Origin of the sequence: Nocardia sp. NPDC023852, from assembly GCF_040639505.1 — a bacterium.
Lineage (GTDB): Bacteria > Actinomycetota > Actinomycetes > Mycobacteriales > Mycobacteriaceae > Nocardia.
This window is the reverse complement of record NZ_JBFAAB010000032.1, coordinates 34,689-58,412: the sequence shown is the minus strand read 5'-3', so window position 1 is coordinate 58,412 and position 23,724 is coordinate 34,689. Positions and strand designations below refer to the sequence as shown.

Annotated in this window: 24 protein-coding genes; 7 read left to right on the top strand and 17 right to left on the bottom strand. The window is 67.2% G+C overall.

Translation table 11 applies throughout. The annotated features are described in order from the left end of the window. Nucleotides 1-168 precede the first annotated feature (168 nt). The 5 genes from AB0H00_RS28560 to AB0H00_RS28540 all read right to left on the bottom strand — a co-directional run bounded on the left by AB0H00_RS28560 (nucleotide 169) and on the right by AB0H00_RS28540 (nucleotide 4,652). A complete protein-coding gene (locus AB0H00_RS28560) occupies nucleotides 169-723 on the bottom strand; it encodes a dihydrofolate reductase family protein (RefSeq protein WP_357272309.1) in 555 nt (184 codons plus the stop codon). Nucleotides 724-1,767: 1,044 nt separating this feature from the next. Beyond that, the gene (locus AB0H00_RS28555; protein WP_357272307.1) at nucleotides 1,768-1,950 is read right to left on the bottom strand and encodes a hypothetical protein; all 183 of its coding nucleotides are present in this window, start codon (nucleotides 1,948-1,950) and stop codon (nucleotides 1,768-1,770) included. A gap of 489 nt (nucleotides 1,951-2,439) precedes the next feature. Continuing rightward, nucleotides 2,440-2,901 (bottom strand): VOC family protein, encoded by a 462-nt coding sequence (locus AB0H00_RS28550; RefSeq protein ID WP_357272306.1) that lies wholly within the window; start codon nucleotides 2,899-2,901, stop codon nucleotides 2,440-2,442. 81 nt (nucleotides 2,902-2,982) lie between these two features. Further along, complete coding sequence (locus tag AB0H00_RS28545; RefSeq protein ID WP_357272304.1) at nucleotides 2,983-3,717, bottom strand: hypothetical protein; 735 nt, start codon at nucleotides 3,715-3,717, stop codon at nucleotides 2,983-2,985. After that, nucleotides 3,705-4,652, bottom strand: coding sequence for a hypothetical protein (locus AB0H00_RS28540; RefSeq protein WP_357272302.1), 948 nt, complete (start codon nucleotides 4,650-4,652; stop codon nucleotides 3,705-3,707). Before AB0H00_RS28540 ends, AB0H00_RS28545 begins: the two co-directional genes overlap by 13 nt. 129 nt (nucleotides 4,653-4,781) lie before the next feature. Between AB0H00_RS28540 and lspA the strand changes: the two genes are divergently transcribed. From lspA to AB0H00_RS28525, 3 genes are read left to right on the top strand one after another with little or no spacing between them, the layout of a single operon-like run. Then, nucleotides 4,782-5,378, top strand: coding sequence for a signal peptidase II (gene lspA / locus AB0H00_RS28535; RefSeq protein WP_357272300.1), 597 nt, complete (start codon nucleotides 4,782-4,784; stop codon nucleotides 5,376-5,378). Continuing rightward, complete coding sequence (locus AB0H00_RS28530; protein ID WP_357272298.1) at nucleotides 5,375-6,301, top strand: RluA family pseudouridine synthase; 927 nt, start codon at nucleotides 5,375-5,377, stop codon at nucleotides 6,299-6,301. Before lspA ends, AB0H00_RS28530 begins: the two co-directional genes overlap by 4 nt. After that, complete coding sequence (locus tag AB0H00_RS28525) at nucleotides 6,294-6,959, top strand: hypothetical protein (RefSeq protein ID WP_357272296.1); 666 nt, start codon at nucleotides 6,294-6,296, stop codon at nucleotides 6,957-6,959. Before AB0H00_RS28530 ends, AB0H00_RS28525 begins: the two co-directional genes overlap by 8 nt. A 407-nt stretch (nucleotides 6,960-7,366) precedes the next feature. On the opposite strand, the gene AB0H00_RS28520 is transcribed toward AB0H00_RS28525, so the two are convergent. Beyond that, nucleotides 7,367-8,185: a PhzF family phenazine biosynthesis protein gene (locus tag AB0H00_RS28520; protein ID WP_357272293.1), complete on the bottom strand. Its 819-nt coding sequence runs from the start codon at nucleotides 8,183-8,185 to the stop codon at nucleotides 7,367-7,369. A gap of 63 nt (nucleotides 8,186-8,248) precedes the next feature. Next, nucleotides 8,249-10,687, bottom strand: coding sequence for an HAD-IC family P-type ATPase (locus AB0H00_RS28515; RefSeq protein ID WP_357272291.1), 2,439 nt, complete (start codon nucleotides 10,685-10,687; stop codon nucleotides 8,249-8,251). Nucleotides 10,688-10,722: 35 nt separating this feature from the next. Here AB0H00_RS28515 and rarD point away from each other — a divergent pair, with 35 nt between their 5' ends. Beyond that, complete coding sequence (gene rarD / locus AB0H00_RS28510; RefSeq protein WP_357272289.1) at nucleotides 10,723-11,640, top strand: EamA family transporter RarD; 918 nt, start codon at nucleotides 10,723-10,725, stop codon at nucleotides 11,638-11,640. A gap of 151 nt (nucleotides 11,641-11,791) precedes the next feature. After that, entirely contained in the window at nucleotides 11,792-12,298 is a 507-nt protein-coding gene (locus AB0H00_RS28505; RefSeq protein ID WP_357272287.1) for a PaaI family thioesterase, read from the top strand. Between the two features lie 233 nt (nucleotides 12,299-12,531). On the opposite strand, the gene AB0H00_RS28500 is transcribed toward AB0H00_RS28505, so the two are convergent. The 3 genes from AB0H00_RS28500 to AB0H00_RS28490 form a co-directional block, all read right to left on the bottom strand. Continuing rightward, the gene (locus tag AB0H00_RS28500) at nucleotides 12,532-13,032 is read right to left on the bottom strand and encodes a hypothetical protein (protein WP_357272285.1); all 501 of its coding nucleotides are present in this window, start codon (nucleotides 13,030-13,032) and stop codon (nucleotides 12,532-12,534) included. A gap of 198 nt (nucleotides 13,033-13,230) precedes the next feature. Next, nucleotides 13,231-14,616, bottom strand: coding sequence for a DNA polymerase IV (locus tag AB0H00_RS28495; RefSeq protein WP_357272283.1), 1,386 nt, complete (start codon nucleotides 14,614-14,616; stop codon nucleotides 13,231-13,233). A gap of 17 nt (nucleotides 14,617-14,633) precedes the next feature. Then, nucleotides 14,634-14,843 (bottom strand): hypothetical protein, encoded by a 210-nt coding sequence (locus AB0H00_RS28490; protein WP_357272281.1) that lies wholly within the window; start codon nucleotides 14,841-14,843, stop codon nucleotides 14,634-14,636. Between the two features lie 256 nt (nucleotides 14,844-15,099). On the opposite strand from AB0H00_RS28490, the gene AB0H00_RS28485 reads away from it, so the two are divergent. Then, on the top strand, nucleotides 15,100-15,987 hold the full coding sequence (locus tag AB0H00_RS28485; protein WP_357272279.1) for a UTP--glucose-1-phosphate uridylyltransferase: 888 nt from the start codon (nucleotides 15,100-15,102) through the stop codon (nucleotides 15,985-15,987). 153 nt (nucleotides 15,988-16,140) lie between these two features. Next, on the top strand, nucleotides 16,141-16,536 hold the full coding sequence (locus tag AB0H00_RS28480; protein ID WP_357272277.1) for a hypothetical protein: 396 nt from the start codon (nucleotides 16,141-16,143) through the stop codon (nucleotides 16,534-16,536). A gap of 138 nt (nucleotides 16,537-16,674) precedes the next feature. Here AB0H00_RS28480 and AB0H00_RS28475 read toward each other — a convergent pair whose 3' ends face one another. The 7 genes from AB0H00_RS28475 to sepF all read right to left on the bottom strand — a co-directional run bounded on the left by AB0H00_RS28475 (nucleotide 16,675) and on the right by sepF (nucleotide 23,610). Beyond that, the gene (locus tag AB0H00_RS28475) at nucleotides 16,675-17,199 is read right to left on the bottom strand and encodes an NlpC/P60 family protein (RefSeq protein WP_357272275.1); all 525 of its coding nucleotides are present in this window, start codon (nucleotides 17,197-17,199) and stop codon (nucleotides 16,675-16,677) included. A gap of 259 nt (nucleotides 17,200-17,458) precedes the next feature. Further along, nucleotides 17,459-17,758: a hypothetical protein gene (locus AB0H00_RS28470; protein ID WP_357272273.1), complete on the bottom strand. Its 300-nt coding sequence runs from the start codon at nucleotides 17,756-17,758 to the stop codon at nucleotides 17,459-17,461. 53 nt (nucleotides 17,759-17,811) lie between these two features. Continuing rightward, nucleotides 17,812-20,979: an isoleucine--tRNA ligase gene (gene ileS, locus AB0H00_RS28465; protein ID WP_357272270.1), complete on the bottom strand. Its 3,168-nt coding sequence runs from the start codon at nucleotides 20,977-20,979 to the stop codon at nucleotides 17,812-17,814. 270 nt (nucleotides 20,980-21,249) lie between these two features. Then, the gene (locus tag AB0H00_RS28460) at nucleotides 21,250-21,447 is read right to left on the bottom strand and encodes a hypothetical protein (RefSeq protein WP_357272268.1); all 198 of its coding nucleotides are present in this window, start codon (nucleotides 21,445-21,447) and stop codon (nucleotides 21,250-21,252) included. Between the two features lie 76 nt (nucleotides 21,448-21,523). Further along, nucleotides 21,524-22,375, bottom strand: coding sequence for a DivIVA domain-containing protein (locus AB0H00_RS28455; RefSeq protein WP_357272266.1), 852 nt, complete (start codon nucleotides 22,373-22,375; stop codon nucleotides 21,524-21,526). A gap of 60 nt (nucleotides 22,376-22,435) precedes the next feature. Beyond that, nucleotides 22,436-22,738 carry a YggT family protein gene (locus AB0H00_RS28450; protein WP_357272264.1) on the bottom strand — a complete coding sequence of 101 codons (303 nt, stop codon included), beginning with the start codon at nucleotides 22,736-22,738 and terminating at the stop codon, nucleotides 22,436-22,438. Nucleotides 22,739-22,827: 89 nt separating this feature from the next. After that, nucleotides 22,828-23,610: a cell division protein SepF gene (sepF, locus tag AB0H00_RS28445; RefSeq protein ID WP_357272262.1), complete on the bottom strand. Its 783-nt coding sequence runs from the start codon at nucleotides 23,608-23,610 to the stop codon at nucleotides 22,828-22,830. Between the last annotated feature and the right edge of the window lie 114 nt (nucleotides 23,611-23,724).

The window sequence follows — 23,724 nt, the reverse complement described above, 5'->3', positions numbered from 1 at the left end:
GCAAGATCATGCGCCGCCTGCTCCGCGACATCGCCGAAGGACGCCAACTCGGCGACACCTCCACCCTGGTCGACCCGAAAGTATTCGAAGCGATCGCCCGCGGGTAACCCGAGAGAGCGGCGGACCCGGCCCCAGATGAGGGGTCCGGGTCCGCCGTTCGGCCATGGCTCAGTCGGCCGTCACGGGACCGTAGGTGGCGATGATGATGCCGGTCTCCAGGACGGCGGTGTCCAGCAGCCGCAGCGGGGTCTTGCCGGCGTCACGGTAGATCAAGTGCTCGGGTTCGGCGCGGCCCGCGAAAATGGGGTGGATCCACAGGCGGATCTCGTCGAGCAGGCCGTATTCCAGGAGCAGACGGGCCACCGGCCCGTGCCCGTACATCAGGATGTCGCCCCGGGTTTCCGCCTTGATGCGAGCGATCTCGGCGGGAATGTCCGCGCCGAGCACAACGCTGTTGGTCCATTCCGGATCGGTCAGCGTGCTCGACACCACGTATTTCCGCATGGCATTGAACTTGTCGGAGAACCAGTCGCCGGTGCGCTGCGGCCATGCCGAGGCGAAAACCTCGTAGGTCTTGCGGCCCATCAGCAGCGCGTCGGCCGCTTTCAACTGGGCGCCCGCGAAGTCCATCGCGCCCTCTTTGAAGTAGTCGAAATGCCAGTCCTGCATGTTGTCCATGAGCCCGTCGAGGGACACATTGGTGCTTTCGACGATCTTTCCCACGTTCGTCTCCTTGTCTCTCGGGTCGCTTTCTACCGCACGAAGGGGGTCCTGGCCCGCACGTCGCGCACGGCGCGTGGTCGCCAGAGGAGCTGGTCGAGCGCGCCGTCGACAGCGGCGTCGCACCACAGTCAGCTGACGACGGCGCTGAACCGCTGCCAAGCCTTGACGTGGGCGCCGTGATCTGTCGCACCGTCGCCACCGGGAACGTCGGCATGGCGTTCTGGCCGCAGATGCGGCCGACCAGGCGCGGGAAACAGAGCGGCACTCAGCGGCACCGCGGCCGTAGCCACCCGACAGCCGCTTCTCGAACTGCTGGAGAAGATCGAACCCACGCCGATCCCCTCGATGGTTGGCCTGACCGAGATCGAACAGGTGTGAACTGCGGCACGCGAGTTCAGCTCCTGGGATCACACCTACGGCGGCGGCCTTGTCCGTGAAGCAGTGTCCGCCCAGCTGCGCTACGCGGTCGGATTACCACACACGGTCCTCGGCTTCGACACCGCGCCGCATTCAGGAGAGCCCCGGTGACCGAAATCGCGGAATGCTATGGACTCGCTGGAATTTCGATATACAGTCCGGCCATTACGATATTTCGGTAGCGGTTGCAGAAGACAGATCGTTACCCGTACTGCGGGACGGGACGCCGATGCCGCGGCGATTCAGTGGCCGACTGCTTTCTCCTATCGCACCCAGGCGGTGCATGTGGATTGTCGAGCCGTTCGATATCTGCGCGAGTTCCTTATTGGCGGTGAGTTTTCACTGCGGGCACTTCTTGTGCGAGGTACACGCACGAGTTGGGCCCTTCGATTGAACGGATTCCGCCGCTCGGGGTTCAAGCCCTCCTGCTGCGGACTCGGTGACGGTCAGCCGCCGAACGGTAGGGCGCCAGTCGCAGCCTGATAGTAGAATCTACCAACGAAAACGTTGCCCGACAGTCAATTCGGAACATAGGTGAGCATTCGAAATCTCCGTCGCGACGTATGCCCGACCGATTATTGCTTGCGTGACCAATCGGTAGTGAAATCGACTGGCGTGGCCGTTCCGTTACAAACCGCTGGTCACGCAGGCGGCGGTCCTGGTCGGTAAGTACTTTTGGTACTCCGATTCCTCTCGGAGCAAGGCCGCTTCTTCGTCGGGCGAAACGGCCTTCAGACCCGATGCCCCAGCGGCCGGATAACCCTCGTCACCCAAGGTGTTGACCAGTCGGTTCAGGAAATTGACAAGCATGAGGAAACCTCCGTCGCGGAATATGCCGATCGATTGCCGATCCGACCAATCGATAGGTAAATCGCCAGGTGTGATCGACCCGTTAACAGGTTGCCGGTTCCCGCATGAGCTATGTCATTCCGGCAGCTTTCGCACGAAACCGTACGTGATGCAAGTCACTTCCATGGCATGGGTCGGTAGCAGTGGCGATTCTCCGGAGGTGCGCAGTGTTCGGTGTAACGACGATCGGCGGCGCGGCGGGCACGGTGACCGCGGACAGTCCGATCGATCTCGTGTACACCGCTGCGCCGCGGTCCTGGTGACTCTGCCGTGTCGAGCACGCCGGGCGGTGATCTGCCTGATAGAGCCGGGCGAGCGGTTAGTTCCCGATCCAGCCCGCAGATCCGGTCCCGTGGACAATACGGTGTCGCAAACACCCGGCCCCTGCGATGCGCCAGCGGCTAGAAGATTCGATTATCGCCGGATGACCCAGCCACTCGATGAACCGGCTCAGCCGAACAGCTCGGCCATTCGCCGGTCCATCTCGTCGGGCGGCACGTCCTCGACGTGCGTGGCCACGGTCCAGCGGTGTCCCCACGGGTCCTCGAAAGCGCCGCTGCGATCGCCGTAGAACTGGGTGGTCATCGGCGTGAGTTCGCTGGCGCCCGTGGCCAGCGCCGCGGCGAAGGCGGCGTCGGCGTCCTCGACGTACACGTAGAGGTTGACGGGGGTGCCGCCGACCGTCTTCGGGTCCAGGAATTCCATATCGGGGTCGGGGTCGCCGAGCATGACGACAGAATCGCCGAACATCAGCTCGCAATGCGCGATCTTGCCATCCGGGCCGGGCATGCGCATTCGCTCCGTGGCGCCGAATACATTCTTGTAGAAATCGATCGCGGCCGCCGCACCGTCGATCGCGAGCCCCGGCGAGACCACCGGATATCCGTCGGGAACGGGTTTGACATCAGACATGGGAACCTCCGCTCGAGGCGTTGTGTCGGACCATATCGAGCCTATTCCCGACACCCCCGCAATAGGCCGGATCGTCGGAAATCATGGCCCTGCGACGCCCTGCAGCCGACGCACCTGGGCGGCCGTGAGTTCGCTGAGCACGCCGGGGTCCACCGACTCCGGCGCGGTCACCGCGACCTGCGCCAGCGTGCCGCCGACCTGCACGATCGCCACCGATGAGCTGAGCGTCATGCCGTCGCTGCTCGTGCGCACCTGGTAGGCGGTGGCAGCGTCGCCCGCAGGCGGCTGGGCGAGCCCGCCGACCTGGTAATCCACCGGGATGTCGGTGGCGTCCGCTCCGGAATAGTGCGTGCAGCGGCGCAGCATCGCCTGCACGACCGAAAACACCTCGGCCAGTGCCTCGCTCGGATAACTCGCCGCATCGATATCGATACTGGAGAAATTCGGTCCCGCGTATTGAATGGACGCCCGGGCGAGCGCGCCAGGGCGCAGTGCGGCCAGCGGGGTGAGCACTTTCGCGCATTCCGCCGGATTCGTCGGTGCAGAAGCGGCGTCGCCGGCGCCATCGGGCAGGTCGGCGCGCGGGGGCAGGGCAGTGAAATTCTGCGGCAGGTTCGCGCCGCCGAGCAGCAGGCCCCGCAACCGCTCCGAATCGGATTCGGGTACGGCGGTCACCGGGGCCGCGGCGACCACGGGGCCGAGCGGCGGCAGCTCGGCCGGTTCGGGTGCGGCGGGCTCCGCGGACCCGCATCCCGCGGCGAGCGCGATCGACGCGGCCGCGAGCAGCAGGCCGCGCATTCGAATCACTCGGTCCACGACACCTGCGTATCGATCGTCTGCTGCAACATGCTTTCGCTGCGCGGATCGCGATAGGCCTGGTGGCCGCCGACGGTGATGGACCCCGACACCGGAAGCGGCAAGCCGAGGTCGACCATGATGGTGCCGGCGCCCTGCATGACATAGTCCCGGATGTCCAGGGTTCCCGCGTTGTTGGGCAGGTTCCACGCCGGGGACTTCGGCTTCTGGATGACGTTCAGCTCGATGGTGAGCCGGTCGCCGTCTCGCTTGGTCAGCGTAGCGGTGGTCACCTGATCGAGCGTGACGCCGCCGGTGACCTCTTGGCGCACCGTCCACACCGCACCCTCGCCGACGGGCTGGTCGGGGAACGCGATCGAGCGGTAGACCGCCTGGTAGAAAGCCTGCTCCAGCGCAGAACGTGCGGTGTTGGAGGTATCCGGCGACGGCTCGAGCCGCAGTGCGGTGATCGCCCCGAGATCGCTGAGGTCGAAGCCCGCGTGCGAGCCGCCGATGTTGGTGAGCGCCTTGGCCAACGTCGGGTCCGGGGAGGTGACGGTGCCGAGGGTCAGATCGATGCCCTCGGGGGTGGTCTGCGCGGTCATCGGGATGGTCAGCGCGGGCGTGGAGAAGTCGCGCACCGGCTGCTCGTTGATCTTCTGTTCGATCCGGTGCGCGGTGTGCAACGTCACCCGCTGCACGGTGCCCGCCGGGTAGTCCGGCCGCAACAACGAGCGCGGCTCCTCTCCGGTCGAGAGGACTGTGGTCACCGCCGCCGGAATCGGCACGGTCACTTCCTTACCGATCCCCAGCGGCTCGGTGCCTTCGGTCTCGCTGCGCGATTCGGCGCCGTTACCGCAACCGACACCGAACGCGGAGAGTCCCAGCGCGAACACCATGAGGAGCACACCCGAACGCGCGATCCGGGGGATGTGGGGGGAAGACAACACCGTCACGAGCAACAGGGTACGACCGCTTCCTGAGTGTCAGCTGGGACATCTGGCCCGCGCGCCGCGCGCGACCGCGAACCGCCCCGAGAAGCGCGACAATCGGACTCGCGCATCGGCCCGGATCGCCCTCGAGAGATGATAGTCGTCGTGAGTGACGACCCGCCGCCCGAGGAGAGCCCAGCAAACACCGCTGATCCGACGACCCCAGCGACTTCGCCGCAGCGCCTGCGGACCTTGCTCGTCATCGCCGCGGTCCTGCTCGGCCTGGATCTGCTCACCAAGACCGTCGCGGTCGCGAAGCTGACGCCGGGCGATCCGGTGCCGATCATCGGCGACTTCGCGCGACTGAGCCTGGTACGCAATCCCGGCGCGGCATTCTCCATGGCGACCGGCATGACCTGGCTGCTGACCCTGGTCGCCGCCGCCGTCGTGATCGGAGTGGTGCGCATCGGCCGCACCATGCGCTCGCTGTGGTGGGCGATCGGCCTCGGCATGGTGCTGGGCGGCGCACTCGGCAATTTGGTCGACCGGCTGTTCCGCGCGCCGGGCCCGCTGCAGGGGCACGTGGTCGACTTCGTCGCGATCGGCTGGTGGCCGGTATTCAACGTGGCTGACTCCTCGATCGTGTGCGGCGCGATCCTGCTCGTGGTGCTCACCGTGTTCGGTTTCGAGCCGAACGGAACCCGGGTCGGCCGCGGCGCCGAGCACAGCGGCGGGGAGAGCGCGGCATGAGGGAGACCAGAACCATGCCCGTGCCCGACGGCCTCGACGGCATGCGCGTGGACGCCGGACTGTCCCGGCTGCTCGGCCTGTCCCGCACCGCTGTCGCGGCGCTCGCCGAAGAAGGCTCGGTGCAGCTCGACGGCGTGGCCGCGGGCAAGTCCGACCGGCTCGCGGCGGGCGCATGGCTCGAGGTGGTGTTCCCGGAACCCGAGCGGGAGCTGACGATCGAGGCCGAACCGGTGGAGGGCATGAAGATCCTCTATGCCGACGACGACATCGTCGCGGTGGACAAGCCGATCGGTGTGGCCGCGCACACCGGTGTCGGCTGGAGCGGGCCGACCGTGGTGGGCGGGCTGGCCGCGGCCGGATACCGCATCTCCACCTCGGGCGCCCATGAGCGGCAGGGCATCGTGCACCGTCTCGACGTCGGTACCTCCGGGGTGATGGTGGTCGCGCAGTCCGAGCACGCGTACACGGTGCTCAAGCGCGCGTTCAAGCAGCGCACCATCGATAAGCGGTATCACGCGCTGGTGCAGGGACATCCGGACCCGAGCAGCGGCACCATCGACGCACCGATCGGCCGGGCCCGCGGCAACGACTGGAAGTTCGCGGTCACCGCCGACGGACGCCCGAGCATCACGCACTACGACACGGTGGAGGCGTTCCAGGCGGCGAGCCTGCTCGACGTCCACCTGGAGACCGGCCGCACCCATCAGATCCGGGTGCATTTCTCCGCGATCCGCCACCCTTGCTGTGGCGACCTCACCTACGGTGCGGACCCCCGCCTTGCCCAGCGGCTCGGGCTGGAACGGCAATGGCTGCATGCCCGCGCGCTGGGATTCCAGCATCCCGTGGACGGCCGCTATCTGGAGATCACCAGCGAGTACCCGGACGATCTGCGGCACGCCTTGGACGTCCTGCGCAATGCCTGACCGGCGCACACTGCCACGGCGGGGCCTCATCCTCGCCGCGGCGAGCGTCGCACTGGTCGTGCTGATCGTCGCGCTCGGTGCGCTGAATCCGCCGCGCAAGGCGGGGGTTTTCACCGACCGGCTCGGGCCGGACCGAGGTGAGCAGGTCGCGGACTACCTCGCCCGGGCGCGGGGTTCCCTGACCGGATCCGACAGCGATCAGCACTGGGCCCTGCTGTCGTTCACCGAACCTTTGGGGCCGGAACGGATTCCGGACTACACCGGCGGCCTGCGCGTCGCGCAGGTGCTGTATCGGGTGCCGATCCCCAGGGTCCAAACCCCTCTCGTCGCCGTGCCCGTCCCGGAAGACGTGGGCGGGGCCGTGGATTCGGCAGGGTACGCGGCGTGGCTGCTCCCGCATCCCTCCGACGACCGTTCCGCCCGTATAGTCGGCGTCTCCGCCGCACGGCTGCGCGCAGGCTGTGCGTGCGTGGTCGGCCTCGTCGTCCGCGGACCGCTGACGACTCTGCGAAACGTCGCCTCCCAGAATGGCGTCCGTGCCGTCCAGGCACTTCCCGCCGACGCGCTGGCAGGCCGCTTCGCTGTGGTCCCGCTCCTGCCCGACTACCTCGACGTGGTGCTGCCCGGTCCCGACGACGGGCCGGTCCCCGACCGGTGATGCGCAGCCCTCTCAGCGCCCCGCCGGCCACTCCGCGACGTCGGTGACCACCGCTGGGTCGACGTGCTGGCCGACGAGGCCGCGCCGGGACGAGCACAGTACCTGCTGAGCCCAATCCTGTTGCCGATCGGCGAAGCAGGATTCCGGCCTGCCGAGGGACCACCGGGCACGGAGGCGATGGTGACGAGTCGAACAGCATCGCGACGCCGTCCCGGTTCCGCACCGCCACCGGAATGCGAATACCGAGCGGCACAGGAGGACTCGGCGCCCCGGTGCGCGACCCGCGCCGCCATCATGTCGACGTCGACTCCGCGTCCATCCGTTCGAGTGCGACCAGTATCCCGACCACCGGTTCCACGACCCTCGTCGCCGACGGACACGGGCACCACGGCGATGCTGACCTCAGGTCAGTCCGGCAGCGTGACAACCCCGTCGAGATAGCGGCGGCAGCGACCGAGCAGTAGGACGCGGTCGTCGACGAGTTCGCAGCGCAGGGTTCCGCCACGGCGGGAAAGCTGCCTGGCGTGCAGTTCCGTGCGCCCCAGGTGCTCGCTCCACAGCGGAACCAGTTGGGCATGCGCCGATCCGGTCACCGGGTCCTCGGGCACGCCCGCGCCCGGGGCGAAGACCCGGGAGACGAAGTCGGCCGAATCGCCGGGGGCGGTGACGATCGCGGCGCGCGGCAGCGCAGGAAAGGCGGAGAGCACCGGCGCGGCATCGCGGACCTCCTGTTCGGTCGCGACGACGATCACCTCGTCTGTGCCGGAGTACGCCCGCACCGGGCGCACCCCGAGCGCCGCGACGAGCGCCGGATCGGGCCGCACCGGGATGCTGTGCACGACCGGCAGATCGAGGACGAGCTCGTCGGCGTCGGTGCGGTCGACGTGCAGCCAGCCGCTACGCGTGAAGAAGCTCACCCGGTCACTCCCCGGGTGCACGTCGGCCAGGATTTGGGCGGCACTGGCCAAGGTGGCGTGCCCGCACATGGCAACCTCTACCGTCGGCGTGAACCAGCGGAGGTGGAAGGCTGGCCAGTCGCCGGGCGGCGCACCCGCCTCGGACGGTAACTGCGAGGTGTAGAAGGCGGTTTCGGCGAGGTTGTTCTCCTCGGCCAGATGTTGCAGCAACGTATCCGGGAGCCACGACGGGAGCGGCATCACCGCGGCCGGGTTGCCCGAGAACGGTGCGTCGGCAAACGCGTCGATCTGGTGCAGCAGTACCTCCATAGTCGAGAAGGTACCCCAACCCCGAATGACCGCCTCGCACAAGGGTTCTCGCGGCGCTGCGGATCAGGCGTCCAGTTGGTCCGGTGCCCCGCCTGGCGAGCTCGGGAAAAGTTGCCGCCGCTCTCCCAGCATTGCCGCGCTCACCCACCAGACAACCTCGACAAGCACGATGCCGACCGTGCCACAGGCCACCGCGGCACCCGTCAGCGCGACGTTGGACGGATCGAGTTTGAAGAACTCCCGGGTGAACGGAACGGTGAACAGGAATACGTACGCCGCGACAGACGCCGCGAGCAACAAGACCTTCCACCACACGTAGGGCCGCGCCACGATGGCCAGCACCCACACCGCGATCATGATCAGCGTGATGAGCGCGGTAGTGCCCGCCTGGATCTTCTGCTCCTCGCCGGCGTGCGGACCGGCGTAGGCGATCAGATAGGCGACGAAGGTGGCCACGCCGATCACAACGCCCGACGGGATGGCCAGGCGCATCACGCGCCCGACGAACCCCGTGCGGGCGCGCTCGTTGTTCGGCGCGAGCGAGAGGATGAACGCCGGGATGCCGATGGTGAACCAGGCCGCGATCGTGACGTGGCGCGGCAGGAACGGATAGCCGATCGGCTCGTAGCCGAAGATCTGCGAGCCGACGCCTGCGAGGCCGACCAGGAACGCGAGCAGCACGGAATAGACAGTCTTGGTGAGGAACAGGTTCGAGACCCGCTCGATGTTGCCGATCACCCGGCGCCCCTCGCCGACCACGTAGGGCAGCGTGGCGAATCTGTTGTCCAACAGGACGATCTGAGCGACGGCGCGAGTCGCCGGGCTGCCCGAGCCCATCGCTACACCGATATCGGAATCCTTCAGCGCCAGAACATCGTTCACACCGTCACCGGTCATTGCCACGGTGTGCCCGCGCGATTGCAGTGCCGACACCATGGCACGCTTCTGGTCCGGGCGAACCCGGCCGAAGGTGGTGCTGCGCTCCAGCACGTCGGCCAGCTGGCCGCGGTCCTCGGGCAACTCGCGCGCATCGATAGCGTGGTCGCCGCCCGCCAGGTCCAGCGAGGAGGCCACCGCACCGACCGATACGGCATTGTCGCCGGAGATCACCTTGATGGAAACATCTTGGCTCGCAAAGTATTCGAGGGTGGCGCGGGCGTCGGCCCTGACCTTCTGCTCGAGCACCACCAACGCGGCGGGCCGCACCGCGCCCGGGGCGTCCGGCGCGTCCACCGGACGGTCGCCACGAGCAAGCAACAGGATGCGCAAACCGGAGGAACCGAGCTCCTCGGCGACGCGCGCGTCCTCGGAGCCGGCGTCGAGCAACACGTCCGGCGCGCCGAGCAGCCAGTCGCCGTGCGCACCGTAGGAGCAGCCGCTCCACTTGTTGGCCGAGGTGAACGGCGCCACGGCCGTCCGCTGCCAGCCGGGGCCGTCCGGCAGCGCCTCCGCGATCGCCTGCACGCTCGCGTTCGGACGCGGATCGTCGGCGGCCAGCGCGGCCAGCGCGGTGCGGACCTCGGTGTCGTCGAAGGCCTCCAGCGTTTTGATATCCGACAGCCGCATCCCGTTCTCGGTCAGTGTGCCGGTCTTGTCCGCGCACACCACGTCGACGCGGGCCAGGCCCTCGATGGCGGGCAGCTCCTGTACGAGGCACTGACGTCGGCCCAGGCGCACGACGCCGACCGCGAACGCGATCGAGGTCATCAGCACCAGCCCCTCGGGCACCATCGGCACGAGCGCGGCGACCATGCCGGTGACCGCGGGCCGCCACGACTCCTTACTGGAGACCAGCTGGTTGTAGATGCTCAGCAGGCCGGCGGGAATGAGCAGGTAGGTGATGAACTTCAGGATTTTGTCGATTCCGGTGCGCAGCTCGGAGTGCACCAGGGTGAACTTGCTCGCCTCCTCGGCCAGTCGCGCCGCGTAGGCGTCCTTGCCGACCTTGGTGGCCCGGTAGGCGCCGGACCCGGAGACCACATAGCTGCCCGACAGCACTGTGGCGGCGACCGCTTTGTCGATCGAATCGGCCTCACCGGTGAGCAGCGATTCGTCCACCTCGAGCTGTGCGGACTCCGCGACGGTGCCGTCCACGACGATCTGGTCGCCCGGGCCGAGCTCGATCAGGTCGTCGAGTACCACTTCGTGCGGCGCGATCTCGACGGCCGCGCCGTCGCGGCGAACAATCGGCTTGGCTTGGCTGACGATGGCCAGCTGGTCCAGGGTGCGTTTGGCACGGATCTCCTGGATGATGCCGACCGCGCTGTTGGCGACGATCAGCAGGCCGAACATGCCGTCGATGATCGAGCCGGTGGCGAGCACCAAGATGAACAAGACGCCGAGGATGGCGTTGATCCTGGTGAAGACGTTCGCACGGATGATGTCGCGGACCGAGCGGCTCGCGCGATCCGGGACGTCGTTGGTGCGGCCGTCGCGGCGCCGTTGCTCGACCTCGGCCGCGGTGAGTCCGGTGGCGCCCGAAGCCTGCACGGTAATCGACATGACCGCAAGGCTACGTGACAACTACGGTCGTCAGGGTGCGGCAAAGCAGGTCTATCCCCGGTGTGACGTTCGGAACCAGCGCATTTTTCCTGTGGGGTCTGTTCCCCGCCTTCTTCGGGTTGCTGGCGTTCGCCCAACCGGGCGAGGTTGTGGCCCAGCGAATCCTGTGGACGCTGGTCGTGGTGCTCACGGTGCTCACGGCGAGCGGGCGACTACGCGAGCTGCGCGACATCGGCAAGCGGGTCTGGCGGCTCGCGGCGGTCGCTTCGGCCGCGATCGCGCTCAACTGGGGGGTGTACGTCTATGGAGTCACCTCCGGGCACGTTGTGGAGTGCGCGCTCGGGTATTTCATCAACCCGCTGGTCACCGTCGCTTTCGGCGTAGTGTTCTTCCGCGAGCGGCTGGCGCGGGCCCAGTGGGCGGCGCTGGCTCTCGGCGCGACCGCGGTGACGGTACTCACCATCGACTACGGCAGACCTCCCATCATCGCGTTGGCACTGGCCTGCTCATTCGCCACCTACGGCTTGGTGAAGAAGGTGATCCCGCTGGACGCGTTGCGCGGCATCGCCGCGGAAGGGGTGGTCGCCGCACCGTTCGCGCTGGCGTTCGTGATCGCGCTCGTAGCAACCGGGCGCAGCGAATTCGGTTCCAGCGTGGGTCATGCCGGACTGATGATGTCCACCGGCCCGGTCACCCTCGTTCCGCTGCTGCTGTTCGCGGTCGCTGCCCAACGTGTTCCGCTGTCCACCATGGGCCTGCTGCAATATCTCACCCCCGCCCTGCAGATGGCCTGGGGCGTCGCCGTCGCGCATGAGCCGATGCCCGCCTCCCGCTGGGCGGGTTTCGCGCTGATCTGGGTCGCATTGGCGATCTTCACCACCGACGCCCTGCTGCGCGCCCGGCGCCTCCGGCGGATTCCGCGCGACGTCGCCGCGCGCACGAGCGGTACATAAGTCCGCGCGGCGAGCTACGTTCGACTGCCCCTGATCGCCCCTGACGATGGTTGCGTTCGCGACTATTTCAGACACTGCATTGTCTGAAATAGTCGCGAAAGTGTCGGATCGGACACTGTTGCCCGATTCGCGACCCTCGTAGCGTCAACGCATGACAGCGCCCCAACCTCTTCGCTCCCACACCCACGCTTGGCGGCCACCTCCCGAAACAACCACGGACATCCTGGACATGACCGGCCGTGAGATCTTGCAGGAAGCGCTCGACGGACGGTTTCCGGACGCCCCGATCATGAGGACGCTCGGCATCCGGCTGGTGCAGGTCGGCGACGGGACCGTGGTGTTCGAGGGCAAGCCGGGCGATCACCTGCTCGATCCGATGGGCAGCGTGCACGGTGGCTTCGTGACCGCTCTGCTGGAATCGGCACTCGCCGCAGCGGTGATGACGAAGCTGCCCAGCGCAACGAGATCCACCTCGGTCCAGATCGGCATCCATATGCTCCGCCGCGTGCGCACCGACACCCGAACGCTGCGCTGCGAAGGCACCGCAATCCACGTGGGGCCCACCACCGCCAGCGCGGAGGCCCGCCTCCTCGGCGTCACGGACGGCGACCTCTACGCGCACGCCCATGCGACCTGCGCAATCCTGCGGGTGATGTAGTCGGCTGGTATCGCATCACCGGTCAGTGGCGCCGACAAGCTTGACATTCGGATCGATCTCGGCCGCGCTGCCAGCCGGACAAAACGTATTCCCAGGCGCCACAGGGAATTTCGATCAGGCCAGGGCTGGAACACCAGCCGTGCCCGCCCGGTGACCTCGGATGGTCGGCCGTGCGACGACAACGGGCCGGCGGCCGGGCAGATCCCGGCGGCCGCCCCGAACAGTCGAGCGAATCAGCCGCAGGCAGCCGACTGCTGGCCCAGGTTGGTCAGCATTGTGCAGGCCCATGCCTTCTGGATCTTCCACTTGCCGTTGTCGGCGACGAACGGCACCTCGACGATGTTGTCCTGGCCGTTCAGGGTGAACTTGGCCTTGGCGTTCACGCTGTCGCCGAACGAGGTGACGTCGGTGACCTCGATCTTCACGTCGGCACCCGACACGGCCTGCGACAGCCGGTCCGGCAGCGTCGGATCGGATTCGGCGCCTTGGACATTGTCCAGCTTCTCCGAGGCGGGCACCGACGGGTCCAGTGCCCGCGTCATGGCGGTGTTCAGCTCCGCGACCGTGGGGACCGGCGGCAGGTTCGCACTCGCGGCCGCCGACGCCTTGGCGCTGGTCGACGTCTTGGCGGCGGGCTTGCTGTCCTTGTCGTCACTGCCGCAGGCGGTCATGCCAAGCGCGGCGACGATGGCCAGGCCGGCGATCGCGATGCGTCCAGTCTTACGAAGCTTCAACTGCTCGTCCTTTGCGTTCGAGTAGGTCCGTGTCGTGTTCCACCATGGCAGCCGTCACCCGAAACCGGCGGCGCTGCACGAGGCCCCAGGCTACCCGGCGGCGGGAACCACCGCCGAGATCCACACGGGACAGACGGATGTCGTCGGCAGCGAACGTACGCGTCCGACCGGGCAATGTCGAGCCGTCGCGGGCGTTCGTCAGAGCAGACTGCCCAAGGGGTCGGCCCGGGTGAGCGCGGGGTCGGCGGCGGCGAAGGTACGCGCGGGACCCGGTCCGGTCGAACGGGTTTCGAAGCGGACGGTCACCACGCCGAGCCCCGCGCCCTGCACCCAGCCGTGACCGTGCTCGGGATGCGTCACGTCCATGCCTGGATGCCAGACGCTGACCGGCTGGGTGGTCGCGGCCACGGCTTGCGACGCACCAACCGTGTCGTCGAATCGCGGAGGCTCGGCAGCTTCCGGCTGTTCCTGGGCGATCTCGACAGCTGGGCCGCGGTCGAGTTCCGGAAACAGCGATTCCTGGCGGACCGTCGACAGCCCGCCGTAGCCCACCCCGACCAGCCGGATCGGACCCAATTCTTGTGGGTCCAACGCAGAACGCTGCGCGGCGGCAGCGAGTGCGGCCAGATCCTCGGTCGCGTAGGGCAGCGTGTAGGACCGGGTGACGATGCTCATGTCGGACTTCTTCAGCTTGAGCACCACGGTGCGGGCGGCGCGTCCGTCACCGGCCAGGCGCCGGTGCGCGGCGGCAGCCATGTCCTCGATGGCCGGGCGCAGCTGGGCGAGGGTGACGATGTCGGTCTCATAGGTGGTCTCCGCGCTGATCTGCTTGGCCTCGGCGCGCTCGGCGACCGGGCGGTCATCGATGCCGCGTGCCAGCCGGTGCAGGGCCGCGCCGACGCTTCCGCCGAGAATCGACACCGCCTCCGATTCCGGCAGTGCGGCAAAGGCGCCCACGGTTTCGATGCCCAATGAACGCAACCTGCTCTCCGCGACCGGTCCGATCCCCCACAGCTTGCGCACGGGAAGCCCCGCGAGTAACCGCTGCTGCTCGACCGGCGAAATCACCCGAATGCCATCCGGTTTGGCCAGCCCGGAGCCGATCTTGGCCAACTGCTTTCCCGTGCCCGCGCCGACCGATGCGGTCAGCCCGGTGCGCTCGCGCACCAACGCGCGCAGTTGCGCGCAGAACTCATACACCCGCGCCGCCGTCGCGCCCACCAACTCGGCGGGCTCGCCGAACGCCTCGTCGAACGACAGGGTCTCCAGCACCGGAATCCGGCTGCGCAGCGCGTCGAAGACCTGGCCGCTCAGCACGCCGTAGACCGCGCCGCGCGGCGGAACCACCACCGCGGTCACGCCGACGAGTCTGCGCGCCTGGTGCATCGGCATCGCCGAGCGCGCGCCGAACACCCTGGCCTCATAGCTGGCTCCGGCCACGACGCCGCGTCCACCGATACCCCCGACCAGGACCGGGCGGCCGCGCAGCGTCGGTCGCGTCAGCTGTTCGACCGACGCGAAGAACGCGTCCATATCGATGTGCAGAACCCACCGCCGCGCCGCGGTGTCCGCGTCGGCGAGCACAGACGGATGCTGCCCGCTCACCGCGGTTTCGCCGCACGTTGTCCGAACCCGGGAATCCGGGGGCGCGACAGGGCGGTGCGCCGCCCGAGCGACATGGTGTCCCCGATCAGGCCGGCCAGCTCGTCGTCGCCGCGCCGGCCGCCCTCCCCGAACGCGGCCCCGACTCGGAGCGCAGCCCCGGCCAAGCGCCCGACGATCCCCGCGACGGTCGCCTTGTCGGTGCTCACGGCGAGCAATGTACGCCCGGCCACCGACAAGGTCCCGCAGGCGGCGACGCTGTCGGGTGGCTGTGCGCTAGCTGCTTGTTCCCTGGCGAAAGCAGCGTACGCCCGTGCGTGCCGCCTGCACGCCACCTTCCTCGATGAAATGGCCCTGATCTGCTCTTTTGACACACCGAACGATGTACCACTCAGTATCGATGAACCGCCGACGAACCGCGGGGACCGGGCTTGGGACGCGCCGCGGTATGTGATGATCGGACCCATGAAGATCCGTAAGGCCGTCATCCCGGCCGCCGGTATCGGCTCCCGGCTGCTCCCGCTGACCAAGGCCATCCCCAAAGAGATGCTGCCGGTCGGCGACCAGCCGGTGATCGAGCACACGGTCCGCGAGCTGGTCGCCTCGGGCATCACTGACATCACCATCGTGGTCAGCGGCGGAAAATCGTTGATCCAGGACCACTTCCGCCCCAACCCGGCGCTGGTGGCCCAGCTGCGCGCGGACGGAAAGACCGCCTTCGCCGACGCGGTCGAGGAGGTCGGTGAGCTGTCCCGGCTCGGCCACATCACCTACCTCGACCAGCACGGCCCGTATGGCAACGGCACCCCGGTGCTCAACGCCGCCCGCAATCTCGGCGACGAGCCGATGCTCGTGCTCTGGCCCGATGACGTGTTCGTCGCCGAGGTACCGCGCGCCCAGCAGCTCATCGACGCCTACGAGGCCACAGGAGCACCGGTGCTCGCATTGATGCCGATGGACCCCGCCGAATCTCAGCGCTACGGCGTTCCGGTGGTCGCCGACGACCACGGCAGCGGCCTGCTGCGCATCACCGGACTGCGGGAGAAGCCGAAGCCCAAGGATGCGCCGTCGGATTTCGCGGCGATCGGCGGCTATGTGGTCACGCCCGGCATCATCGAGGAACTGCGCATCCAGACCGAAGCGTGGTACGAGCACCGCACCGGCGAGGTGTACCTGACCGACGCGATCAACGTGCATGCCGCGGGCAACCCCGTATTCGGCCAGGTGATCCGTGGCCGCTGGTACGACACCGGTAACCCGGCGGACTACTTGGTCGCGCAATTCGCCTCGGCGCTGGCGCATCCGCAGTACGGGCCGCTGCTGCGCACGCTCGCCGAGGACCTCGGCAACTGACGGGCGCCCCACCTCCCGCCGTATGCCATAGCTTACGGCTATGCTGTCGCCGATTGCGATCGGTGACGGTTGTTACACCACGCACTACTTCTCGTCGCCGATCCGGGAGCTCGCCGTTTCTCCACGTTCCTGTTCGAGCAGAGAGGTGCGTTCGTGAGCATGATTCCGAGTCGTCGTGCGCGTCGCCTGGCCCTTGCCTGCGGTGCCGCAACAGCCCTGATCTCGGCCGCCGCGGGCCCCGCGGCGGCCGAGCAGCAAACAGTGCAGCTTGGCTTCGCCAACGGCAACTGCAGCAAGACCGTCATCCAGGCGAAGGCGGGAACCCGTGTCATCCTCGACGTCGTGACCGCGGGCAACCCGACATCCGGGGCGGCGCTGGCGATCCCGGACAAGGATGTTCAGCTGCCGCTGCCGGACACCTTCTACTGGACAGTGACCCGAGTGGACCTGGGCGTGAACCAGCCGGGGCCGCTTCCGTTCCAGGTGGAGTCACCCGCGTGGTCCGGGAGCGCGGGCAGCGGCTGCCAGGGAGTCATCCAGTTCGACTGAGCCGGATGCGGCGCCTCGTTACCGCCTCGATCCGCAGCCGCGGCGGGCCCGGGTCGTTCTCGTGCCGGCCAACGAGCACTCGGTCCTGATAACGACGACTTCCATTCGAGCGACATTGTTTCCGCCCGTACGGTGCACTCAGAACCGGCGGATGGCGTAGATGTCGAACCGCTCGAGCGGGGTGAAGCCGACCGGCACTCCCCAGTCGTATGCGTTGAGCACCTGGCCGAAGCCCGCATAGATGCCGACGTGCGAGCCGTCGCTGTTCAGCACGACCACGTCGCCGATCGAGAGTGCGCTGCGCGGAACCGCCACACCCACCTTCGCCTGCTGCCAGGTTGTGCGCGGTAGGTTGACCCCGACCTGCCGATACGCCCACTGGACCAGACCCGAGCAGTCCCAGGCGAACGGCCCCGTGCCGCCCCACTGGTAGGGTTTTCCGATCTGCGTCACGGCCGCCGCCAGCGCGCCTAGGCCGTAATAGCTGGGCACCGGCAGAGCCGCAGAGCCGCTGGCACTGCCGGATCCCGAGCCGGACTCGCCACCCGGCCCACTGCCGGAGGCACTGCCGGTGTCAGACCAGACCGGTCCGGCGAGGACACATGTCGCGAGGGTCGATACCAAGAATCCGAGAACGATGCGGCGCAGCAATTTCCTCGTCACGTGCTCGCCCTTCCGTCGGCCTTGCTGACGGGCCGCCGACCGACGGCCCCGGCTAACGCACGGCACCAGGATGATCACGCTGGAGCCGCAGTCACCACGCCCGGCGAATGCGCGCCCGGCGCAGTGCATTACAGATAGGACAACTCCGCGAACAGGCGCTGCTGCCCCAGGAGTTGACCCGAGTAACAGCAGCAACATGGCGATTATGCCGCGCGCCCATGCTCTAAACCTCGGGATCAGCAAACTTTCAGCATGTGATCTAGATCACATGCTGTTTGCGTCCCGACCCCCCTTCAGATAGCCAGACGGCCGCGGACAGCGCCTCAGCGCGCACGACAGACGAGAAGGTCCAGAGCCCGCGACAACACCCGGCAACCCCCGCATCACCATCCTGCGCGTGGTCGAAGAAGACGACGCCGAACTGGCCACCGAAGCGCAGCTGGCCACCGGCGAGCCGATCCGGATGGTCGCCGGCGAGGTCTTCGTGGTGCGTGGCGCCCTTATCTGCGAACGGCGCGCATACCGCATCCAGCTCGAGGAAAAGGGCACGACCGTCCAAACAGCTCGGGGCGGGACCTTTCGGCCCCGCCCCGACTCGTCCACCCTCGACCGTCAGGCCTTGGTGACCCTCGCCCGCACGCCACCGACGAGATCTACGGCATCGGGGCCGGCGTCGCCGAATATTACTGTGGTGGCGAGGATCTCGCCCGCGATCAGGTCGCGGTGGGTTTCAGCCCACGCCGCCCGTTCGGTGGGGACGTCGAGGACCACGGTGATGCGGTCGGAGACGTCCAAGCCGGAAGACTTCCTGGTCTCCTGCAGGTCTCGGATCAGGTCACGAGCCCAGCCCTCCGCCTCCAACTCCTCGGTGACCACCGAGTTCAGCACCACCAGGCCCGCGTTGCCGGGCAGTGCCGAGGTGGACTCGGGCTCGGCCGCGACCAGGCGCTGGGTGTATTCCTCTGGCAGCAGAGTGATTCCGGCCGCGGTGACCACACCGGCGGTGTCCTCGGACCACTCCCCTGCCTTGACCGCCTTGATCACCGTCTGCACGTCCTTGCCCAGGCGTGGACCCGCGGCGCGGGCGTTGACCACCAACTCGAAGCGGCCGTGCACATCCACGTCGGTGGTCAGATCCACCTTCTTGACATTGACCTCGTCGGCGATGATGTCCGCGAACGGCGCCAACCGCTCGGCGTCGGCCGCGGCGATGGTGACCTCGGCCAGCGGCAGCCGCACCCGCAGGTTCTGTGCCTTTCGCAGGCTCAGTACCGTCGAGCACACCACACGCACCTCATCCATGGCGGCGACCAGTTCCGGATCATGCGGAAGCACACCCGCTGTCTTTTCTGATCGCTCCGCAGGCTCCGCTCCCGCCGGCCAGTCGGCCAGATGCACCGAATCGCCGCCGGTCAGGCCGCGCCAGATCACCTCGGTGAGTAACGGCAGCAGCGGCGCGGCCAGCCGGGTGACCACCTCCAGCACCGTGTGCAGAGTGTCCACCGCGTCGCGGTCCTCGCTCCAGAACCGCGAACGCGACCGGCGCACATACCAGTTGGTCAGCGCGTCGGCGAACGAGCGCAGCTCCTCACAGGCGCCTGCGATGTCGTAGATCTCCAACGCCTCGGTCATCACGTCCCTGGTCTGCGCCAGCTTCGCCAGGATGTAGCGGTCCAGCACATTGGTCGAGTCCGTTCGCCAGGACCCTGGCTCCGACGCGTACAACTGCAGGAAGGTCCATGTGTTCCACAGCGGCCGCAGCGCGTGGCCGACACCCTCGCGGATGCCACGCTCGGTGACGATGAGGTTGCCGCCACGCAGGATCGGCGAGCTCATCAGGAACCAGCGCATGGCATCGGAGCCATCCCGGTCGAACACCTCGTTCACGTCCGGGTAGTTGCCCTTGGACTTGCTCATCTTGAGCCCGTCGTCACCGAGCACGATGCCATGTGCGGCAACGGTTTTGAATGCGGGACTGTCGAACAGCGCCGTCGCGAGCACGTGCAAAGTGTAGAACCAGCCGCGGGTCTGGCCGTTGTACTCGACGATGAAATCGCCGGGGAAGTGGTTGTCGAACCACTCCTTGTTCTCGAACGGATAGTGCACCTGGGCGTACGGCATCGACCCGGACTCGAACCAGCAGTCCAGCACCTCCGGCACCCGGCGCATGGTCGATTCACCGGTCGGGTCGTCGGGATTCGGCCGGGTGAGCTCGTCGATCATCGGCCGATGCAGATCGACCGGCCGCACGCCGAAATCGCGCTCCAGCTCGTCCAGCGAGCCGTACACGTCGGTGCGCGGATAGGCCGGATTGTCGGACACCCACACCGGGATCGGGCTGCCCCAGTAGCGGTTGCGGCTGATGTTCCAGTCCCGCGCGCCCTCGAGCCACTTACCGAACTGGCCGTCGCGGATGTGCTCGGGCACCCAGGTGATCTGCTTGTTCAGCTCGACCATCCGGTCGCGGAAAGTGGTCACCGCAACGAACCAGGACGGCACCGCCATGTAGATCAGGGGCTGGCCGGACCGCCAGCTGTGCGGGTAGGAGTGCTCGATCGTCTCGTGCCGCAGAAGCTTTCCCGCCGACTTGAGGTCCTTGATGATCACCGGATTGGCGTCGAACACCATCAGGCCCTCGTACGGCGGCACCATCGAGGTGAACTTGCCGCCAGGATCCAGCGGCTGCACCAGTTCGATTCCATTGGCCGTCGCGACGTCCATGTCCTCCTCACCGAAGGCCGGTGCGAGATGCACGATTCCGGTGCCGGAGTCGGTGGTCACGTAGTCGGCAGTGAGCACACGGTGTGCGTGCGGGTGGCCGAGAAAGAAGTCGAACGGCGGAGCGTAGGACAGGTCGACCAGCGCTGCGCCGTCGTACTCGCCGAGCACCTCGGGGTCCGCGCCGAACTCCCGCGCGTAGTGCGAGACTCGCTCGGCGGCCAGCAGATAGCGCTTGCCGTCGACCGCGCGCAGGTGTACGTACCGGATATCGGGGTGCACCGCGATCGCCAGGTTCGACGGCAGCGTCCACGGCGTGGTCGTCCAGATCAGTGCGTTGGCACCGTCGAGTTCGCGCAGCGGATGGTCGGTGGGCACACGCAGCACCATGTCGACGGTGACCGCGGGGTCCTGACGCATCTTGTACGCGTCATCGAGCCGGGTCTCCTGATTCGACAACGGCGTCTGCTCGTACCAGCTGTAGGGGAGCACTCGGAAGCCCTGATAGATCAGGCCTTTGTCGTAGAGCGACTTGAACGCCCACATCACCGACTCCATGAAGTCGGTATCCAGCGTCTTGTAGTCGTTGTCGAAGTCGACCCAGCGGGCTTGGCGCGTCACGTAGTCACGCCATTCCCCGGTATAGCGCAGCACCGACGATTTACAGGCCGTGTTGAATTCCGCGAGACCCATTGCGTCGATCTGTGATTTGTCCGTGATACCGAGCTGCTTTTCCGCTTCGATTTCCGCCGGCAATCCGTGGCAGTCCCAGCCGAATCGGCGATCGACCCGCTTGCCGCGCATGGTCTGGAAACGCGGGACGAGGTCCTTGACGTACCCGGTGAGCAAATGGCCGTAATGCGGCAGACCATTGGCAAAGGGCGGACCGTCATAGAAGACGAATTCCGATGCGCCGGAACGATTTTCGATGCTTGCGCGGAAGGTGTCGGCGGCCGCCCATGCGTCGAGCACGCGGCGCTCCATCTCGGGGAACGACGTCCCGTTGCCGACGCCGAAGTCGACCCGCGGATACGCGCTGGTGCTGGAAGTGTGGTCCGCCATCGCGGATGCGTCTCCTCGTGCCGTGTCGTTGGCACGGGGACGATGACAGCGCCCGGTGCGCCGAAACCGCGGTACCACCCCGCTTGTCCGGCGCAGGACTCGTCGGACCTCTCATTGGGAGCTGTGACGGGCTCACCCGTTCGGTTCTACTGAGCGCCCGACCAGAGGGCCGTACCGCCGTTCTTCCGAAGACTCCCCGGTGATGGCCGGATCGACGCCGTATTCATGTTTGATTCTAGCCACAGCGGTCAACCCAGTTCGCAGGGCAGGTTAACGTTTGGCATGACGACCAGGAGGCGGCGTGGATTCGCCCGGCCTCCGCATAGACAGGGCGCTCACCAGCAGCAGAACAGCACCGATGACACACACCACGATGCATCCCCACGCCCAGAACACCGATCCGGTGGTGAGCGCGGCCACGAGCAGGGCGAAGCCGATCGCGGCAAGGACGAGCGTCAAGACGAGCATGATGACCCCCAAGGCATGCCAGGCGGCTCGACAGTTCCTCTAATGGTATGAACTGCTGCGCTCGGAGCGAGGCGCGCTACTTGCCACCCTTGGCGAAGGAGGCGGGCGCGAGGTTGTTCGCGGTGTTGGTGGCGTCGGCGAACGCCTCGCCGCCGTCGACCGGGACGGCCGAGCCACGGTTCTCCAGCTCCTCGAGCTGCGACTCCAGGTACGACTTCAAGCGCACCCGGTATTCCCGCTCGAACGTCTTGAGCTGCTCGATCCGGCCTTCCAGCACGGTGCGCTGCTGGGTGATGGTCGCCATGATCTCGGTGTGTTTGCGCTCGGCGTCGGCCTGCAGCGCGTCGGCCTTTTCCTTGGCCTGGCGCAGCTGGCTGTCCGACCGCGTCTGCGCGTCCGACAGCATCGCGTCCGACTTCTGACGGGCGTCGGCGATCATGGCCTCCGACCGAGTCCTGGCGTCACCGACCAAGCGCTCCGAATTCGCCCGTGCATTCGACAGCAGGTTCTCCGCCTCGAGCTTGGCGTCGCTGGTCAGCCGATCCGCCATCTCCTGGGCGAGGCTGAGCACCTTGGCGGCCTGCAGGTTCGCATCCGCGCCCGGCGCCTCCTTGGCCACCGGCGCCTGCATCGGAGCGGGCGGCGGGACCGGAACCGGAGGCTTGATCGGTTCCGGCGGCGGCGCCTGCGGTACGGGGGGTTTTGCGGTGTTCACCGCGCCGGGACCCCGGTTCTTCTTGGCGTCGGCCAGTTCCGCGTCCAATTCGGCGACCCGCTGGCGCAGATCGGCATTCTCTTCGATCAGACGCGAGAGCTCCTGCTCCACGAGATCCAGGAAGGCGTCGACTTCATCCTCGTTGTAGCCGCGCTTCCCGATCGGTGGTTTGCTGAACGCGACGTTGTGCACATCGGCTGGGGTCAGCGGCATGGAAGGATCCCTTCACGCGTCTTTTGGAGATCTAGCAAGCTGTCGTCTCGGCCTATTCTGTCACACCGGAGCTACCGGTTGCCCGAGCCTGCCCACGATCGACATCAAGATGAACACGATGAAAAGCAGGACCATTATCGACAGATCCAGTCGAATTCCCCCCAGTGACACGGGAGGTATCAATCGCCTCAGAAGTTTCACCGGAGGGTCCGTGATCGTGAAGATCCCCTCCAGTACGACGACCACGACACCGGTCGGCCGCCAGTCGCGGGCAAAGCTACGGATGAACTCGATGATCACTCGGCTGATCAGCAACAGCCAGAAGATGAACAGTACGAAGTACAACACCGCGAACAAGGCCACGACTTCACTCTGCCGCAAAAATCGCGTCGCGCAAAATGACCGCGCCGAACCACCGGCAACCGGTCTGCTTCACCCCCCACATCACGACCTTATTTCTGGTTGTAGAAGCCGGTTTCGGCGATGCGTCGGCGTTCTTCGGCCGATACATCGACATCAGCCGGTGAGAGCAGGAACACTTTCGTCGCGACTTTGTCGAAGGAGCCACGCAGGGCAAACGCCAAACCTGCGGCGAAGTCGACCAGACGCTTGGCGTCGGCGTTGCTCAGCTCGACCAAGTCCATGATCACCGGGTTGCCCTCGCGGAAGCGCTCGCCGATGATCCGTGCCTCGCTGTAGTCGCGCGGGCGCAGCGTCGTGATCTTGGACAAGGGGCCTCCGTCCTCGAAGATCCCGGGCCGCCGCACCGGGGCGGGCTCGGGACGCACGCGCTCCTCCAGCCTGCGCTCCTCGGCGTCGGGATCGACGGCGAGCGCACCCCGGGTCGCTCCGCGCAGCACCGGCGCGCTCCCGCCCGCACGGAACCGGCCCGACGGGGCGGACTCGATCCGGGTCGGACGTCGCGACGCCTCGTACCGATCGGCACCGTAGGGCTCGTCGGTGTAGTCGTCGCGCCGCGACACCGGATACCCCGCCTTGTACGGCGACTTGTAGGCGGGCTCCGGGTATTCGACGTCGTCGAAACGGTCCGCTCCGTAACGATCTTCGCCGTAACGATCGGCATAGCCGTCGCGGTCGGAGTAGTCACGGGGCCTCGGCCGGCGCGCGCCGCGCTCGTCCACGCCCCGGGGGGCGCGATCGTCGACATAGTCGTCTTCGTAATCCTCGAGCGGAACCATGCCGAAGTACGCCTTGAACTTGTGCAGCGTGCTCATGACCGCGCCTCGCTGTCGCTCGGCTCCGTCATGACCACGATGGTGGCTGCGTCGATTACTCGCTCGCTGCGCTCGCTCATTCTGGTCGACCTTCCTTCGGCCCCGGTGGCGGCC